Origin of the sequence: Shewanella sp. NKUCC06_TVS (genome assembly GCF_019345515.1) — a bacterium.
In the GTDB taxonomy this organism is placed as follows: Bacteria; Pseudomonadota; Gammaproteobacteria; order Enterobacterales; family Shewanellaceae; genus Shewanella; species Shewanella oncorhynchi.
Genome location: NZ_JAHKQX010000002.1, coordinates 144,311 through 161,050, shown reverse-complemented (window position 1 = coordinate 161,050; position 16,740 = coordinate 144,311). Strand labels below are relative to the sequence as shown.

The 16,740-nt window shown below is 43.5% G+C and carries 13 protein-coding genes; 6 read left to right on the top strand and 7 right to left on the bottom strand.

The window, feature by feature from the left end; translation table 11 throughout:
* Window positions 1-228: 228 nt before the first annotated feature.
* A complete protein-coding gene (locus KO531_RS02785; protein ID WP_168824905.1) occupies window positions 229-1,656 on the top strand; it encodes a GGDEF domain-containing protein in 1,428 nt (475 codons plus the stop codon).
* 134 nt (window positions 1,657-1,790) lie between these two features.
* Here the strand turns inward: KO531_RS02785 and KO531_RS02780 are convergent, their stop codons facing one another.
* The 7 genes from KO531_RS02780 to KO531_RS02750 all read right to left on the bottom strand — a co-directional run bounded on the left by KO531_RS02780 (window position 1,791) and on the right by KO531_RS02750 (window position 10,937).
* Window positions 1,791-3,683: a methyl-accepting chemotaxis protein gene (locus KO531_RS02780; protein ID WP_219250327.1), complete on the bottom strand. Its 1,893-nt coding sequence runs from the start codon at window positions 3,681-3,683 to the stop codon at window positions 1,791-1,793.
* A gap of 503 nt (window positions 3,684-4,186) precedes the next feature.
* The gene (pepN, locus tag KO531_RS02775) at window positions 4,187-6,820 is read right to left on the bottom strand and encodes an aminopeptidase N (protein ID WP_219250326.1); all 2,634 of its coding nucleotides are present in this window, start codon (window positions 6,818-6,820) and stop codon (window positions 4,187-4,189) included.
* A 256-nt stretch (window positions 6,821-7,076) separates the two neighbouring features.
* Entirely contained in the window at window positions 7,077-7,670 is a 594-nt protein-coding gene (lpoB, locus tag KO531_RS02770; protein WP_173246506.1) for a penicillin-binding protein activator LpoB, read from the bottom strand.
* A gap of 69 nt (window positions 7,671-7,739) precedes the next feature.
* Window positions 7,740-9,143 (bottom strand): hypothetical protein, encoded by a 1,404-nt coding sequence (locus tag KO531_RS02765; RefSeq protein ID WP_113939848.1) that lies wholly within the window; start codon window positions 9,141-9,143, stop codon window positions 7,740-7,742.
* Window positions 9,143-9,700 carry a peptide deformylase gene (def, locus tag KO531_RS02760; protein WP_219250325.1) on the bottom strand — a complete coding sequence of 186 codons (558 nt, stop codon included), beginning with the start codon at window positions 9,698-9,700 and terminating at the stop codon, window positions 9,143-9,145. The genes KO531_RS02765 and def overlap by 1 nt, the downstream gene beginning before the upstream one ends.
* 64 nt (window positions 9,701-9,764) lie before the next feature.
* Window positions 9,765-9,977, bottom strand: a complete 213-nt coding sequence (locus tag KO531_RS02755) for a SlyX family protein (RefSeq protein ID WP_006080410.1) — start codon at window positions 9,975-9,977, stop codon at window positions 9,765-9,767.
* Window positions 9,978-9,986: 9 nt separating this feature from the next.
* A complete protein-coding gene (locus tag KO531_RS02750; protein ID WP_028761597.1) occupies window positions 9,987-10,937 on the bottom strand; it encodes a hypothetical protein in 951 nt (316 codons plus the stop codon).
* Between the two features lie 154 nt (window positions 10,938-11,091).
* Here KO531_RS02750 and fkpA point away from each other — a divergent pair, with 154 nt between their 5' ends.
* The 5 genes from fkpA to KO531_RS02725 all read left to right on the top strand — a co-directional run bounded on the left by fkpA (window position 11,092) and on the right by KO531_RS02725 (window position 16,525).
* Window positions 11,092-11,859 (top strand): FKBP-type peptidyl-prolyl cis-trans isomerase, encoded by a 768-nt coding sequence (gene fkpA / locus KO531_RS02745; protein WP_105250047.1) that lies wholly within the window; start codon window positions 11,092-11,094, stop codon window positions 11,857-11,859.
* A gap of 619 nt (window positions 11,860-12,478) precedes the next feature.
* The gene (exeM, locus tag KO531_RS02740; RefSeq protein WP_219250324.1) at window positions 12,479-15,091 is read left to right on the top strand and encodes an extracellular exonuclease ExeM; all 2,613 of its coding nucleotides are present in this window, start codon (window positions 12,479-12,481) and stop codon (window positions 15,089-15,091) included.
* Window positions 15,092-15,201: 110 nt separating this feature from the next.
* A complete protein-coding gene (locus tag KO531_RS02735) occupies window positions 15,202-15,657 on the top strand; it encodes a hypothetical protein (RefSeq protein ID WP_173497347.1) in 456 nt (151 codons plus the stop codon).
* A gap of 105 nt (window positions 15,658-15,762) precedes the next feature.
* Entirely contained in the window at window positions 15,763-16,200 is a 438-nt protein-coding gene (locus KO531_RS02730) for a PaaI family thioesterase (protein WP_028761594.1), read from the top strand.
* An 82-nt stretch (window positions 16,201-16,282) separates the two neighbouring features.
* Window positions 16,283-16,525 (top strand): YgjV family protein, encoded by a 243-nt coding sequence (locus KO531_RS02725; protein WP_028761593.1) that lies wholly within the window; start codon window positions 16,283-16,285, stop codon window positions 16,523-16,525.
* Window positions 16,526-16,740: the final 215 nt, after the last annotated feature.

The following is a 16,740-nucleotide window of genomic DNA, read 5'->3' as shown; positions in this document are numbered from 1 at the left end:
TAGGGCATTGTGCCGATATCTGTCGTCCATAGTCAAATAGTGCCACCGATGGCCTTAAGTATTGTGTTTGATTTTGTTTGAATTTAACTCTGTAAAAGTCGGACTTAACTTAGCCAACTCTGGAATGACATTGAAAATTAACCTACTCTAATAGTGCGTTATTATTATTTTTATGCTTATGATCAAACTTAGGACTTAGCCAAAGACGGACGTTTATTGGAGAATTACGTGAATAATGATGGCTACACTTCCTTAAGCAATTTTATCGACCTTCTCTTGGATGCTATTTGTGTCGTCGATAAAGCGGGGAGGTTTGAATTTGTCAGTGCAGGGGCAGAACGTATTTTTGGCTATACCCCAGAAGAAATGATGGGTATGCAGATGCTAGATCTTGTCATTCCAGAGGATAGGGAACGCACTCTCGCAACGGCCAATGAAATTATGGCAGGTCGCTTTAAAGTCGATTTTGAAAACCGTTATGTGCGTAAAGATGGTGTTATTGTCGATATTCTTTGGTCTGCACGTTGGTCCGATGCTTATCAACAGCGTGTCGCAGTCGCTAGAGATATTTCTAAGAGCAAAAATGCCGAACGTAGACAAGCAGCCTTATATGAGATTTCAGAGGCTGTGCATGTCGCTGAGGACTTGCTAGCCCTATATCGTCGAATTCATGAAATTATTGCTAAATTATTGCCTGCAGTAAACTTTGCTATTGCATTGTACGATCAAGATTTAAATGAATTAAGTTTTCCTTATAAAGCCGCTACTGGCAAGGATTCACTTATCGATATTGCAAGTTTCAGTGTGTTCACTGACCAAGTGATCCGCAGTGCTGAGTCTTTACTCCTGTGTCCCGTGACCTTAACTGATTATCCCCAAGCGATTCGTGAAGATTTGGGTAATGGCAGTTTAAGTTGGCTGGGTGTGCCGCTGAAGCTACAGAAAGGTGTTATCGGCGCTTTGATTATGCATAGCTTGCCCACTTCGGCTTCATATACACACCAAGACCGTGAGTTATTGGAGTTTGTTTCTACGCAAATAGCTTTTGCGATTGAGCGTCGACAAATGCTCGCGCGATTAGAGCATATTGCACTTTATGATCAGTTAACCTTGTTACCCAATCGTGAGCTTTTTTACGATAGATTTCAAAAGGCGCTATCTCGAGCCCATAGGGAATCAAGTTATTTCTCTTTGCTTTATTTAGACTTAGATAAATTTAAGTGGGTTAACGATACTTTTGGTCATAGCGTGGGCGATTTATTACTGCAAGTGACTGCACAGCGAATAGTCAGTTGTGTGAGGGGCTCAGATACCGTTGCGCGTTTTGGGGGGGATGAGTTTGTCATCTTACTTGAACGAGTCGATTCAGCACATAATACCCTGCTGGCCGCGCAAAAAATATTGCAAGTATTCGAGCAACCCTTCGAGCTTGCCGAACAGCAGATCCATATTCTGCCGAGTATCGGTATTGCTCTGTATCCAGAGCACGGTGAAGATGAGAAACAGCTTATTTCCTGTGCCGATACTGCTATGTATAAAGCTAAAAAGAATGGCGGAAATCGAATTGAAATGGGTTACCAAGGATTAAGAAACTTACATGCTGAGCTTCGGCCTGAGGCCAATATTCCTGAAAATAAAGCGATGAAGATCATTTAAGCTTGCTTTAGGTAAGCCATTGTAAGTCTTTGAAGAAATAATATGTAAAGAAATGCCCGCAAATGTCACTGACACTTGCGGGCATTATTGTATGGAACTGTTGATGTAATCTTTATATAAAATAAGGCTTTTGATTACAGTTTGAAGCGATTAACTTCCTGCTGCAATGATGCGGCTAAATGGGCGAGCTCTTGAGCTTGGACCATAGACGTTTGTGCCTCAATCGAGAGATTCTCTGACACTTCACGAATCGACTCTGTATTGCGGTTGATTTCGCTGGTGACTGAGGTTTGCTCCTCGGCTGCTGTGGCAATTTGGCTCGCCATATCTGAAATATCATTAATGGCTTTGCTGATTTGCAACAGACTTTCGCTGGCTGAATTAGCATCGGCCACACTGGTTTCTGCCATTTCATGACTTTGAGTCATAGACTTAACGGCTTTGCCTGCGGTTTGTTGTAGGGTTTCGATCATCGCTTGAATTTCTTGTGTCGATGAATGCGTACGTTGTGACAGTACACGCACCTCATCAGCAACTACAGCGAAGCCACGACCTTGTTCTCCTGCACGTGCCGCCTCAATGGCTGCATTGAGTGCAAGTAAGTTGGTTTGCTCTGCGATGCCACTAATGGTCAACAAAATGCTGTTGATCTTTTGTGAGTGCTCGTTCAGTTCACCGATAATTCGCCCTGCAGTTTCGACTTCACTGGCTAAATTACGGATAGATTGCTGGCTTTGCATTACCTGTTTATGGCCATGGTTTGAAAGTCCGACCGCATTTTGAGCGGTCTGCGCTGTATGCTCAGCATTACTGGCAATTTCCTCGGTGGCGCTGGCCATTTCGGTCACCGCAGTGGCAACCATAGTCACTTCATCTTGCTGTACTTCAATGCGCTGACTGTTATCCGTTGCCGACGCACTACTTCCTTTGGCTTGATATTCCAATTGACCGGCAATCTTGTGCATGCGGGAAATCATACCGTGTAGACGTTCTACAAAGCGGTTAAAACCCGAAGCTAACATACCAATTTCATCGTGACTGTTGGCAGTATGAATGCGCACAGTGAGATCGCCATCGCCCTCGGCAATATCATTGAGTGCTTGGGCAACGCGTTCGAGATCTTTAAATTGGATTTTAAAGATGGCGATTAAAATCAAACCAAACAGCACCAATAGTGCAACACCTACGGCAGACATCCACCAAGCAAGATCGGTTGCCTGTGACATGATTTCTTGCTTATCCATCACGAAAATCAGTGCCCAGTCAGTTGATGGAATTGCCGAAACGTAAACTAATTTAGTGGCACCATCGAGGTTTCGCTCTTCCATCGTATTGGCATTAGTGCGCTGTGATAACCAGTTATTACTAAAATTACTATCGATTTTAGTGAGTTGTTGAGTATTTAGCTGGCTATTGGGATGACTAATAATGAGCCCTGCATTATCGACCATCAGAGTGTAACCTTTGCCAGGTACTTGGAGGCGCTGCACTGCATCTGTTAACTGATCTATGGTTAAGTTTGCAGCCGCTACGCCTATGAGCTGGCCTGAGCTCATCACAGGTTCTGCTATAGTTACGACTTGTTTTTTCAATGTGGCGCTGACGTAGGGCGCCGTCATGATCATTTTACCCGCCGTTTTAGCATCCATATACCAAGGGCGAACGCGGGGATCATAATTTGCGGTATTCAGCGACGGATCTTGACGATACATGTTGCCTTGCTCGTCACCATAGTAGGTGAGGGCAAAGTCAACCGCAGTATGCGCTTGCAACAAATGAGGGGTAACGTTGGTACTAGGATCGGCTTCAATGGTTTGCTTTAGGCTCGTAATGGCCATTTTTCTGTCTTGGATCCACTGACCTATGCCGGATGAAAAGGTATTCGCCAGTTGGTCAATTTCATGTTGGGTGTTTTCTAACGCATTATTTCTAATGAAATAACTAGAGATACTCACGAGTACAGCAATAGTGATCAGTACAGCGGAAAGACTGCTAAACAGCAGCCGCGTTTTGAGTGTCGATCGCATAATCTATATCCTTTATATTCCGTTAGCTCTCTAACGTTGTTTTAGTATAGCGGCAGTACGTGGCAAAACATTAAATCATTGAAGAATTATAGTAATAAATTTAGAAGTGACGCCCATAATTTATGAATTTAATAATTACATGATTTTTATATCAATAACGATTGCGTCAGCGGTTGTTTATTTGATGAACGGATGGAACTTAGCAGACTAAACTGAAGAGATGAATAATATTTTACAGGTGATAAATAACATTAGTTATCGTCAGTAAGCCGTTAAAATACATAAGCTCAAGCTAACAATTTAATTAAATATGTCTCTGGTTGTGAGTGTGATTAATTCATTATTCAGAATGCTGGCTTGTTTATATCAAAGGTTAGTGAGCTTAATTTCGCGCAGGTAGCATCTTGTGTGCTGGTTCAAGTTTAAGACTCATCTGTAACAGAACATAAAAAAGGGACTCCTAGGAGCCCCTTGTTAATTTTAAAATGACCTAAATATTAGTATTAGTGAGTCATTTTATTTTTGATCAGCACACAACGCTGTTCTATTTGACGGGTTTCCAGTAGATTACGGCGGGTAAGGTTAGATAGCCCAGTTTGGCGATCAAGTACTTTGTCCAATGCCGCTATGCTAGTGTAATTACAATCGGTTGGGATGAGGAAATGGCTATAATTACGCATAAATACTGGCCCTTTTTTGTCCATATCCATTAAGCTCGTCAGACGCTCTTCCGCTGTAGCTGCGCTTAATAGTTTTTGCTCAGCAGGATAAAGATTTTGCATAATAATCCGCTGTTTGGAGAAAGGCAGGCTGTCTAGATGGACTTTACTTAACCAACGACGTTTTGCGGCCGCTTCAGGGCGGATCACTTGTGCCGCAAGTGCCGCTTTTTCACCAGAGTCTGAATTATCCTTGGCAGCTTCTTTGGTTAAGCGCTGCAGCGCGTTAGGAAAATCATAGCGATTAAGCTGGGTGATGATTGCCCATCGTAAATCTTGATCTAAGGTTAATCCCTTGATTTTTGTTTCACCGTCAATGAGTTGTGCTAAATGACGCAGTGAATCTCTATCGCTTGCTAAACTGACATAGGCATTGAACCAGATCCGTTGGAAGTCATTATCGCCTTTATTTTCCATTGCTTTTCTCAGACTCATTTGGCTTAAGCCTTTAATTGCATTTTCAGCGTAGTTTTGCTGAATAGGGGCGATCTGAGCGAGATATTCCTTCGAGCGCAACATGCTATCGATGATCTGACCAACAATTGTGTAGTCCGTCTCAGCAGGCGCGTTAACAAACACTGTACTTAGGTATTGATCTAAGCTCAATTTACCTTCGCGGACGCTGTCCCATAGACTTTGCCACAGCATAGATCGCAGTAGTGGATCGGAAATATTACTCAGTTGTTGTTTTGCGGTATTAAATGACTTGTCATCAAGCTCGACTTTCACAAAGCCCCAATCATCAAAGTTTGGATAGACTAGGTCTGGGCAGCGCTCACCAATCAGTTGTTTAACTTCAGTACGCTCGCCTTTGTAAGTCACTGGCACTGTAATGTCATTTCGCAGATCAAAGCGACCTTGGGTAAATAGAGCCACTTGGACTTTTTGTTCACGTAATGTGGGTAGCTCTGCGCTTGCAGGGAGCTGTCGTAGGCTAAATTCGCTGATTCGGTTGCCCTCACAACGATATTCCGCCTTGATGGTGTTAACGCCCGCGCTGTAGAGCCATTCTTGAGTCCATGCACTTAAATCGCGGCCAGCGGCTTTCCCTAGGCTATTGATAAAATCGTCTAACTCAGCGTTTTGATAACTGTATTGTTTTAAATAGTTACTGACGCCACGACGAAACACCATGTCGCCGAGTAAATGGCGTAATTGTTTCAGCGTTGATGCACCTTTTTGGTAAGTGATAGCATCGATATTGTCGAAGGCGTTCTGGGTTGTTGCTACGGGTACTTCAATGGGGTGCGTGGTGACTAAGCTGTCCTGCTCATAGGCTTTTTGCTTGCCTTTAGCGTAGAAGGTACGCCAAGCATTAGTGAACTCTGTGGCTTCTTGAGTCGCAAGTGTGCCCATAAATGAAGCAAAACTTTCATTTAACCACAAGCCGTTCCACCATTTCATGGTGACGAGATCGCCAAACCACTGGTGCGCCATTTCGTGCATGATCACGCCCGCAAGATTTTGCTTCTGATCTGCTGTCATCGCCGCTTTATGAAGGAAGATATCTTCGGAAAAGGTTACTGCGCCTGCGTTTTCCATCGCGCCATAAAGGAAGTCTGGCACTAGAATTTGATCGTATTTCTTAAAGGGATAAGGAATACCAAAGTAATTATCGAAAAAAGTTAACCCTTGTTTTGTATAGGTAAACCAATCTTGCTCCGTGACTTGATTAGCAACGGATTGACGGGCGAACAGGCGCATAGGATAGCGGCCTGAGTTGTCTTGCCACATGTGATAAGGGCCCGCGTGCATTGAAAAGTTATATGGGCTTAGCTTAGGGGTTTGTGGGAAAGTCCAACGATTGTAAGCACCCGCTGGGGTGATTTGGCTTTCACGCATCGAGCTAATGACTTGCCAGTCTTTGGGCGCTGTTACCGTAATTTGATAGTTAGCCTTGAGATCCGGTTGGTCGAATACTGCGAACATCTGCTGAGCAGCAGCGGGTTCAAAATGAGAGTAGAGGTAGACCTTGCCATCGATTGGATCTTTAAAACGGTGTAAACCTTCACCATTGGTGCTGTGGGCACGGCTAAATTGCACTTCAATGGTATTTTCACCTGAGGTGAGCAAACGCGTATTTAAGCTGATGTAAGCGCCATTGTAATTGGGGTATACGGCGGTACCGTTGATGATAAAGCGTTTTATCTGCGCCTTGTTTAAATCTAAGCTCAGTTGTTTTGGCACTTCACTTAATTGAAATGTCACTTTGGAGGTGGCTGAAAACTCGGCGTCCCCTGTGAGCTGAAAATCCAAGTCATAGTGAATATCGGAGATGACCTGCGAGCGAAGCGCAGCCTGATATTGGCTAATATAAGCGCTAGCATCACGTGGACCCGTATTGAGTGTACTTTGGGTTGCACACGACATTAATGTGCCGCAGGTAAGGGCAACGAGACTGGCTTTAAACAAGTTCACAACTTAAATCCTTCAACGATTTGTTTTGTTTTCTGCTTGGATGTTTGCATTCAATATCGTGTGTGTAGGTTTGCCTTTGTGGCAAATTATCCCTCGCGCCAGCGCCAATTTTGAGCATCATCATCGCAGTGTATTTTGGCCGAGTACACTACCTTATTTACCTTGGATTACCAATGTTAAAAATGTAAAAAAAAGCCAGCGTTAACGCTGGCTTCTTGAGATTACTGTTTGGCAGAATTAAGTGCCAATAGGACAATTACATGCCTAAGAAAGACTTAGACTTCATCTTACGGATTTCTTTTTCATCAGACCATTCGATAAGGCCTGTTTCTAAATCCATTAAACGCATTGTCATCTTATAGTAGACGTCTTTAGTGCTACCGTCTTGCTTCACTATGCTAGATAAATTGCCATATAACATGTATTGAGCGCCAATTTGACGACCAAACTTGATGGCGGTTGATGGGTCAACCATGCCAGTGTTGTTTTGGTAATCCAGTTGTTTACGGACTGAATCTACTTTAGTCATGTCGATAAAACGGAACTTGCCTGAGCGCAATAATTTGTTACTGATAGAGTCAGTGACAGACTCAGTGTCGATATGTTCTGAGGTTTTGTTTTTGATGCTATCAACAAATAAAATCGGGCGGTCATTGGCTGTTATTGCCACGATAGGAGGGAAAGTCATCATGCTATCCACCATCTTGGCTGCAATAGCTTGTAGATCCGTCGAGCCAAAGTTCTCATTGACGGTTTCAACTTCTGTGGCATCGCCATATTCGACTTTAGATTGACATGCAGCTAGACCCATAACGGCAGCCAGTACAAAAATCAGTTTAAATTGTTTCATAGTCAGTTCCATTTTGTGATTGTATAAACTTAATGACACACGTCTTATTCAAATACCACAACCGCTAGGCTAAATGATTATTGAATAAATTCGGGTGTAATTACCAGTATCAATTGCCCAGACTAAGGTGGTTTTGCCTGCTGCAACATCAATTTTAGCCGGTGGCGCTTTGTCTAACTGCAAAGTGTATTCACCTGCACTCAAATAACGCCGCCCGATCTGTGCTTGTTTAGGGAGCGTCAGCCAACTACGACGATCCGCTTGTTCTGTTACTACGTTAAAAATCTGCATCGCTATACTGCCAATATCGGCAGCATTGTTCCCTGGTTTACCACTCTTCTCAATCTGATAGGCCATCTCAGATTTAGCATAGACCCTAGCGACTTGGCGAACTAGCGTCGCGGGCAGATCTTCCTTGAGTGCTGTGATGGCTAAGGCATCGATATTGGCAATAGGTTCAGTTTTCAGCACTGTACCTAAACCTTGCACTTGCGTCTCTGGCACAAAAGTATTGTTTGGCATGTAGGTAGCGAGTGACACTGTCTGCCAGTTACCATGGATAGTAAAAGGTACAGTGAGAGCTTGTTTTGCAGGCACAAAGCCGCGCTCGACCATCAAAATTACTTGGCCATCTTTGGGATTGGGCAACTTAGCATCGCCCCAACGGCGCTTAAACTCATCATATTGTGGCATGCCGAGTTGCTTGGCGAGGCGGACCAGATCTTGCTGTAAATAGGTGTTATCTGGAGTGATTTGTGCTGCTTTACGATAATCGATATAGGCATCGTTCGGCTCACCCAGCACTTCGTGCAGTACACCAGTCGTGTAATAACTGTAAGCGTTTAAGAAAGAACTGGTGACTGTGCCCGCGGCTTGTCCTAGTTTATTAACCTCGGCATCTATGGTGCCGTTTGCCATGGCTTGAACTGACTTTTGTGATTTTTGATAGCGTTCTTGCTCGCTGCTCTGTAGTTCGTTACTGCGACGAACTTCGACTAAAGCCCCCTGATAGTCGCCACTAAACAAATAGTTAAGAGCTTGGTATTGGTGCAGCATAATGCGTTCATACCCAGGGCCTCGGTATGGAATCGCATTGTCGTTTAACACTAAGCTGCTGGCTGTTGCGCCAATGTCACTAACGCTGACTTTGGCCTTATCATCAAAGGCGGTATAAGCATCTACTGCTTGCTGATAATATTTTTTACTGGCAGCGAAATCGCCGGCGACTTGAGCAATTCGTCCCGCTTCTTGGGCATAGAGTAAGCCGTCATTGCCATTGATATTACTGGCAAGTTTGTCGATATCGGCCATGGGAGTCGCACTATTAAGCTCTTGTTTGAGTGGTTCGATCTGCGCAGGATAATTAATGAAAATACTGTTATAAGCGCAGCCCGATAAGTTTAAAACCAATCCCATTGCCAAGGTTGGTGCAATAAATGCGCGAGAAAAAGGTGTAACGAAGGACAGTTTCATTATTGCGCTTCACCTTTTTTGATGGATTGGGCTGAAATCGCCTGAGTCTGTTCTGGCATAAGTGAACGCTCGAGTAATGTGATCCCTTGAAGGTGATCAAATTCATGTTGAAAAATCCGTGCAATAAAGCCCGTTAATTCGGTTTGTTGCCACTCGCCTTGTAAATTTTGATAGCGTACTTCAATGGCTTGATGTCTTTGTATCGTAAATCTTTGCCCCGGTACAGATAAGCAGCCTTCTTCTCCGCTGACCAACTCGCTTGATGCATTAATGATTTGCGGACTAACCACGACCACAGGCGCCATATTAGGCGCGTCGGGATAACGCTCATTAGGGCGAGAAGCCATAATAAATAAGGCTAAAGGGCTGTGAACTTGGGGGGCTGCGATACCAACGCCATTGGCAGCGTCCATGCTGGCAGACATTTGCTCGGCAAGATGCACGAGCTCGGCATCGAAATGGTGCACTGTGATTGCAGTCTGCCTTAGAATGGGTTCACCCACTAACGCTATGGGTAATAGAGTTGGGGTTTCTTTTGGCATTAAATGTTTAAACATCGCATTCCCTGGATATTTTGCAGTAACTGTTTTTTAATCAAAGTTAACATCTAAAGCGTCAGTGTTAATAATGTGGTGGTGGCGTTTCTTCAGCCTGAGTCGCCATATTACTCGGTTCCATATCCTGCAACTTACCAATTAACATGTGAATTTGGTGTTGCTGGTGAGCCACCAGTCGATTCAATTTGATGACTTCTTGGTTTAATTCTTCGACTGTGAGCTCTTGAAAAGCCAATTTGGTTTCTAGATCTTCAATCTGTGCTTGTACGCCTTGCATGGCTAACCTCTATTTCTGCCAAGTTTCAACTAAGCCTTGGCTACTGATACTAACGACTTTATTGGTATCTCGAATTGCCACAGAGTATACAACGGCTCCTCGATTTTGGCTGTTTTTAGTGAGTGCAACCTGCCATTTTTCAATTTGTTTACCCGAGTCACGTTGCCAGAGTATAACCTCCCGCGCTGGCGTACCTGTTAATATCTGGCTGTCTTGTTTGATAAACCTCACCGCTGAAAAGTTCATTTGACGACGGGTAATATCCAGCTTGTTTAATAGCTTACCGCTTGTGTTATCCCAGATTTTTGCTTCATCTGTGCTGCCATTGGTAAAACTTAAACTACCACTGTCGTTGAGTGCCACTTTGGTTATACGGCTGCCGAGTGTCCACGTATGAAGCGGTTGGCCAGTTTGTGCCTGCCAGAGAATCGCCTGCATATCATTTGACCCCGTTAATGCTAATCGGCCATCAGCAGAGAGGGCAACACTATTGACGCGCTCTTTATGTCCAAGAAATTTGATTAAGGCAGATTTTTCGGCATTAAGCGACATGACTGAACCATCATTTAAACCAATAAGTAGTGCGCCATTATCGGCTACCGCGACACTTTCACCGGATGAAGGTAAGGACCACCAGCCCAAAGGCTTACCGTCGGCTATTTTCCACATAGCAACTGAATCTCGGCTTAACGATGCTGCAAATATCCCGTTGGGAGAAATCGCTGTACCTGTGACGCCAGTATTAATATCGCCATGTATCCATTGGTATTTGAGGGTGTGGGTACTGAGATCCCAGCATTGAACTCCACTACTTTGAGTGGCAACTAAGGCGAATTGCCCATTACTTGATAGGCTCGCGCTATAGCTGGGCTCTGTTGTGAGAACACTGATATCTTCTGCTTTGGGGTGGCAAGCGATTAGAAAAACTGTGCAAATTACCAGCAGTAGATTTTTCTTCATGAACTTGCTCCCTAAGTTGTTGTCTTTAGACTTGATCAAGTGACATTAATCACTGTTAACCCATAAAGAATCTAGTTGGTATAACCGAGATAACTAGTATAAAGTTGTCACGCTTAGGTTATTGTAACCGCTTGAGGATGCTGAGGAAGCTTTAATGAAATCGATTTATAAATTATCGTTAGTTGCATTGGCTATTATTGGCCTATCTGCTTGTAATCAAGAAGAAAAAGCAGCTACGAGTACAAATGTTGAATTAACGACTGAAGCTCAAAAAGAAGCTTACAGTGTAGGCGCTTCAATCGGTCGTTATATGTCTGGCCATATCAAAGAGCAAGAAGAATTAGGCCTGCCAGTTGATCGCACTTTGATCGTCACTGGTTTCACTAATGGTCTGAATGACCAATTAAGTTTAACCGAAGAAGAAATGCAAACCATTCTTCAAGGTCTAGATAAAAAGTTAAACGATAAACGTCAGGAACAAGCAACAGCGATTTCTGCGAAAAATATCGAAGATGGTAAAAAATTCCTTGAAGAAAACAAGGTTAAGCCTGGTGTAGTGACAACTGAGTCTGGCTTACAATATGAAGTATTAACTCCAGGCACGGGTGAAAAGCCTGCCGCAGAAGACACTGTAGAAGTGGATTATGTCGGTACTTTACTTGATGGTACTGAGTTTGATAGTTCTTATAAACGCGGCGAAGCGGCTAAGTTCCCTTTGAATCGCGTTATTCCAGGTTGGACTGAAGGCGTGCAATTAATGCCTGTTGGCGCTAAGTACAAGTTTGTGATCCCATCGGAATTAGCCTATGGCGTACGTGATACTGGTACTATTCCACCAAACTCTACGTTGATTTTCGAAGTTGAGTTGAAATCAATCGAGAAAGCTTCTGCGGCGCCAGTAGCTGAACCTGCTAAAAAGTAATTGATTAGCTGCGATGTGTAATACGCCGCAATTGAAAATACCGCTCCTAAATGAGCGGTATTTTTTTGTCTGTAAAATTCACATTATTGTTTTAATATTTAGCTCACTATCTTACAGCCGTTGGTTCTCAGACTGGCTCTATGTTTCATTTTTATACCCATCATCAACATTAATCTGCTGCAATAACCAAGGGTATAAATCATCCATTCTAGCAGTTTGACTGTTATGTTTATTTCAAAATAATGAATGCTAAATTAAGTTTTAATTATATCCATTACCTTTTAAGGACCAGTGTTCCTTATATTTTTATTGGGTATTGCATACCGAATAATATCATCAAAATATCACATTAAAATATTGATTATTATTTAAGCATGGCACTAAGTGCTTTGAGCTTATGTGTATTGCTCTTACTGTTTGTTTTTACATGGCTAATACTTTTGATTTACCATCCTGTTCTGTTAGGTGAACAGTGAGGTGTCTATAATTAGTTACTCATCAATGTGTTACATTGGCAATGTGCGATCTTGCCCTCTTTTTTTACGCATTCAACTCTGAAATAATCCGCTCGCACGTTAATAGAAGTTAGCGGCAATATTATAATAATGGGGTTGATGATATGGATAATGTTAATAAATTAACGGCTATTTCTTTAGCTGTTGCAGCGGCTTTGCCTATGATGGCAAGCGCAGATGTGATGATCACCGAATATGTTGAAGGTAGCTCAAATAATAAAGCGATTGAACTGTATAACAGCGGCGATACGGCAATTGATCTCGCGGGTTATAAACTGGTTCGTTATAAAGATGGTGCTACTGTTGCGTCGGATATGGTGGCTTTAGGTGGTCAAACTATTGCGGCAAAATCGACAAAAGTTATTTTAAATACTAGCGGTACTATTACTGTTGCTCAAGGAGTTGATAGTTACTCTGGTAGTTTAAGTTTTAATGGCGGTGATGCGGTTGCCTTAATGAAAGATGATGCCGTCATCGATATTATTGGTGATGTGCCGACGCCAACGGGTTGGGGATTAGACGTTACCTTAAAACGTAAATTAGATGCGTTAGTGGCGAATACTGTATTTAATGCCGCCCAGTGGGAACAATTACCTAAAGATACCTTCTCTGGTTTAGGTTCACTAGAAACGCCTGCTGAGCCAGAAGTGCCGCTCTTTAGCTGTACTGGCGCTAAAATTGTGCCTATTTATCAAGTACAAGGTGCGGGCGAGTCGAGCCCATTTGTACCAGCAGGGGCATTCGAATCTGAAGCCGAAGTGACTGTGCGTGGCGTAGTGACTTCCCGTGGTGAAAGCTTGTTTAAAGGTTTTTACTTACAAGAAGTTAAGGGTGATAACTCACCGTATACCTCTGATGGTGTATTTGTATTCTTAGGTGAAGCTGCACCTGAAGCGATTCAACCAGGGGTTGAAGTGTGTGTGCAGGGTAAAGTGAAAGAATACTTTGGCCTAACTCAAATCGATATTAAAGCCGATAAGAAATTTGATGTTGGTGCTAAGGGTGAAGTCCCTGTTGCCGCACCTTTCTATGTGGCCGATGGCGAAACCTTAGCGCAAGCATTAGAGCGCTATGAAGGCATGAATGTGGCCTTAGATGCGGGCAGCGATCTTAAAATCAGCCGCACCTTCAGCTTCGACTATGCGGGTAGTCGCAATAACATGCTAGTGTCATATCAAGCACCTTTGATGAAGCCTACACAGCTGTATCCAGCGCTTTCTGCTGAAGCAACGGCATTAGTTAAATCTAACCGCGAAAACCAACTCTTTATCGAATCCGATTACAAGCCTGCCAATGGTGTTATTCCATACTTCCCTGATTTCAATGTGGAAACGGGTTACATCCGTGTTGGCGATCAACTGACTAACCTGCAAGGTGTGATTGGTTACAGCTACGGCGCTTATCGTTTAGTGGCGACTAATACTATTACAGCGGGTGATTTTATCCGTGGTGACGATAGAACCGAAGCCCCAAGTGTTGCAACTAAGGGAGATCTGCGCGTGGCTAGCTTTAACGTGCTGAACTTCTTTAACGATGTTGATGGTGGCGATACCAATCCATCAGGCAGTAACCGTGGCGCCCTAACGCTGGAAGAAATGGTGCTACAACGTACTAAAATCGTTAGCGCTATTACCGCCATGAACGCCGATATCGTCGGTTTGATGGAAATTGCTAACAACGGTTTTGGTGAGAAGAGTGCGATTAAGGATTTAGTCGATGCACTAAATGACAAGCAGACGCCTGAAAACGCCTATAGCTTTGTTGAAATCACCGATGCTGATAAGTATGACGGCAAGTACTTTGGCACAGATGCGATTACTGTCGGCATGTTATACCGTGGTGGTAAAGTGGCTTTAGCGGGGGCAGCACAAGTTATCGGTACTCCAGAACAGCACGCCAGTGCTGGCAGCGTGACTCGCACAAAAGATGGCAAAACTGAGACTAACCCTGGCAATGATGCTTATCAACGTCACAGCTTAGCGCAAACCTTTAAAATCCATGATGAGTCTCTGACCGTAGTCGTTAACCATTTGAAATCTAAAGGCTCAGGCTGTTTAGAAGATTGGGCTAACTTCGAAGAGTCAGTTGATCCTGCCGATCAACAGGGCAAGTGTAATGCTTTCCGCGTATCTGCAGCCAAAGTCTTGGGTGAAACGCTAAAAGACGTGAAAGGCGACTTACTGATCATCGGTGATATGAATGCCTATGGTATGGAGGATCCTATCCGTGTACTAACCGACTTCGATGCGAGCAAGTCAGAGCGTGACATCCTGACCGCTTCGTGGACGACGCTCGACGGCAAAGTGTTTGAGCGCCAAGGCAGCAAGATTGAAAAAGGTTATGGCTTTATCAACTTGAACACGAAAGCCCACGGTGCAAGCACTTTCTCTTATAGCTATAACGGCGAGTTAGGTAACTTAGATCATGCTTTAGCCAATGCTAGCTTAGCCAAACGTTTAGTGGATATTGAAGATTGGCATATCAACTCAGTGGAATCTAGCTTGTTTGAATACGGTAAGAAGTTCTCTGGTGATCTGGCTAAATCTGAAAATGCTTTTTCTGCATCGGATCATGATCCTGTGATTGTTGCTTTAAGTTATCCTGCGCCAGTAGTGCCGCCAAAACCTGAGCCAAAGCCTAAAGATGATGGCGGTGCTTTAGGTTATTTAGGTTTAGCACTGATGTCCTTGTTTGGTTTGCAGCGTCGTCGCCGTTAACCTGTATATGGGGTTAACTCACAAGTGCAATTTGTGAGCTAGACTGAAACAAAGGGATGGTTAACCATCCCTTTTTTATCTCTTTTTTTCAGTTTTTATTAGGAGTGAGTATGGATACCACCTCAAATCCGCTGAAAACCATGAATATCAAGGCGCCACTGTGGTTTTACTTTGTCGCAACGCTCAGTTTGTTGTGGAATATCATGGGGCTGATGGCTTTTGTTATGCAAATGACTATGACGCCAGATGCACTGGCACAGATGAGCCCAGATCAAATTACACTCTATGAAACAACGCCAATTTGGGTTGATGCTGTGTTTGGCTTTGCCGTAGTTTCAGGGGTTCTAGGATGTCTATTATTGTTATTCAGAAAATTAATTGCTTATAAAGTGTTGGTCGCCTCGCTTATCGCTATTTTGTTGCAAATGACCTATGTATTTTGCATTCAGCAAGCGGCTGTGGTGCTAGGAGCCGACGCGTTAATTATGCCAAGTGTAGTCGTGGTGTGGGGATTATTTCTTGTCTGGTTTAGTCAGCTAAGTACCACTAAATCTTGGTTAGTTTGAGCCTTATTTTTGCCGATATAGATGTGACCAGCTGAGAGTAAACTAGTTGAACTTCATCCACTTCACAGTAAACTGCTGATTGGTTTTATTGACTAGGAAGTTGCAATGAGTATTTGGTTTAGAGCTGTAACGTTAGAGGATTGCGCGCGTTTAGACGCCGGTATGGGTGGCAAAGGCACCTTGATGCAGACTTTAGGAATTGAGATCAGTGAGATTGGCGACGATTACATGAAGGCCACTATGCCAGCCAGTCCGGCGGTGCATAACCCTTTGGGCATAGTGCATGGTGGCGCGAATGTCGCGCTTGCTGAAACCGTTGCTAGCTATGCGGCAAATTTCGCGGTGGATTTTGAGCAGTACTATTGTGTCGGTCAAGAAATTAACGCTAACCACTTACGGGCTTCCCGTAATGGGGTATTAACCGCCACGGCTAAGCCTATCCACTTAGGGAAGCGCAGCTCTGTATGGGAGATTTTAATCCACAACAGTGCGGGTGAACTGACTTGTATTTCACGGATGACGGCGGCTGTCGTTAAACGCTAAATGCAATGAGCCAGCTTATTACCTGTGGTGTGATTGGCGTATCAATCGTTTGATTTAAATAATATATAGATAAGGATTGGATATGGATAACGCTACAATTTGGGAATGGGTTGGTTATTTAGCTTCAGTGGTCGTTGCAATATCACTGATGATGTCAAACATTAAGAAACTGCGCTGGTGGAATCTCATTGGTGCGGCTTTATTTGTGGCCTACGGTGTGGCAATTGGGGCTTATCCTGTTGCCTTAGTTAACTTTTTTATCGTGCTGATTGACACTTATTACTTGGTTAAGCTTTATCGTGAAGCCGACTTATCCAGCAGTTAATGGCAGTGTATCAGCTTAACTCCGCTTTCTCGCACCGCACTTCGCTCCATTGTCCTGAGCAGCTATTTGGTTTTTCAACAGCATCTTAAGTGATGTGAGCGGACCATTGGCTGTGAGTCCGTGTAATTCATTAACTGTCTTGCCAAATCCATTCTTAATCTTTTTTTTAGATTATGAAAATCTAGTTTAATCGCTTTATTCTAAAGTGGTAATTC

Excerpts from the sequence above, each read along its gene's own strand:
- KO531_RS02780 (WP_219250327.1), bottom strand. The coding sequence starts at position 3,683 with ATGCGATCGACACTCAAAACGCGGCTGCTGTTTAGCAGTCTTTCCGCT.
- lpoB (WP_173246506.1), bottom strand. The coding sequence starts at position 7,670 with ATGAAACAATTTAAACTGATTTTTGTACTGGCTGCCGTTATGGGTCTA.
- KO531_RS02765 (WP_113939848.1), bottom strand. The coding sequence starts at position 9,143 with ATGAAACTGTCCTTCGTTACACCTTTTTCTCGCGCATTTATTGCACCA.
- def (WP_219250325.1), bottom strand. The coding sequence starts at position 9,700 with ATGTTTAAACATTTAATGCCAAAAGAAACCCCAACTCTATTACCCATA.
- KO531_RS02755 (WP_006080410.1), bottom strand. The coding sequence starts at position 9,977 with ATGCAAGGCGTACAAGCACAGATTGAAGATCTAGAAACCAAATTGGCT.
- KO531_RS02750 (WP_028761597.1), bottom strand. The coding sequence starts at position 10,937 with ATGAAGAAAAATCTACTGCTGGTAATTTGCACAGTTTTTCTAATCGCT.
- fkpA (WP_105250047.1), top strand. The coding sequence starts at position 11,092 with ATGAAATCGATTTATAAATTATCGTTAGTTGCATTGGCTATTATTGGC.
- exeM (WP_219250324.1), top strand. The coding sequence starts at position 12,479 with ATGGATAATGTTAATAAATTAACGGCTATTTCTTTAGCTGTTGCAGCG.
- KO531_RS02735 (WP_173497347.1), top strand. The coding sequence starts at position 15,202 with ATGGATACCACCTCAAATCCGCTGAAAACCATGAATATCAAGGCGCCA.
- KO531_RS02730 (WP_028761594.1), top strand. The coding sequence starts at position 15,763 with ATGAGTATTTGGTTTAGAGCTGTAACGTTAGAGGATTGCGCGCGTTTA.
- KO531_RS02725 (WP_028761593.1), top strand. The coding sequence starts at position 16,283 with ATGGATAACGCTACAATTTGGGAATGGGTTGGTTATTTAGCTTCAGTG.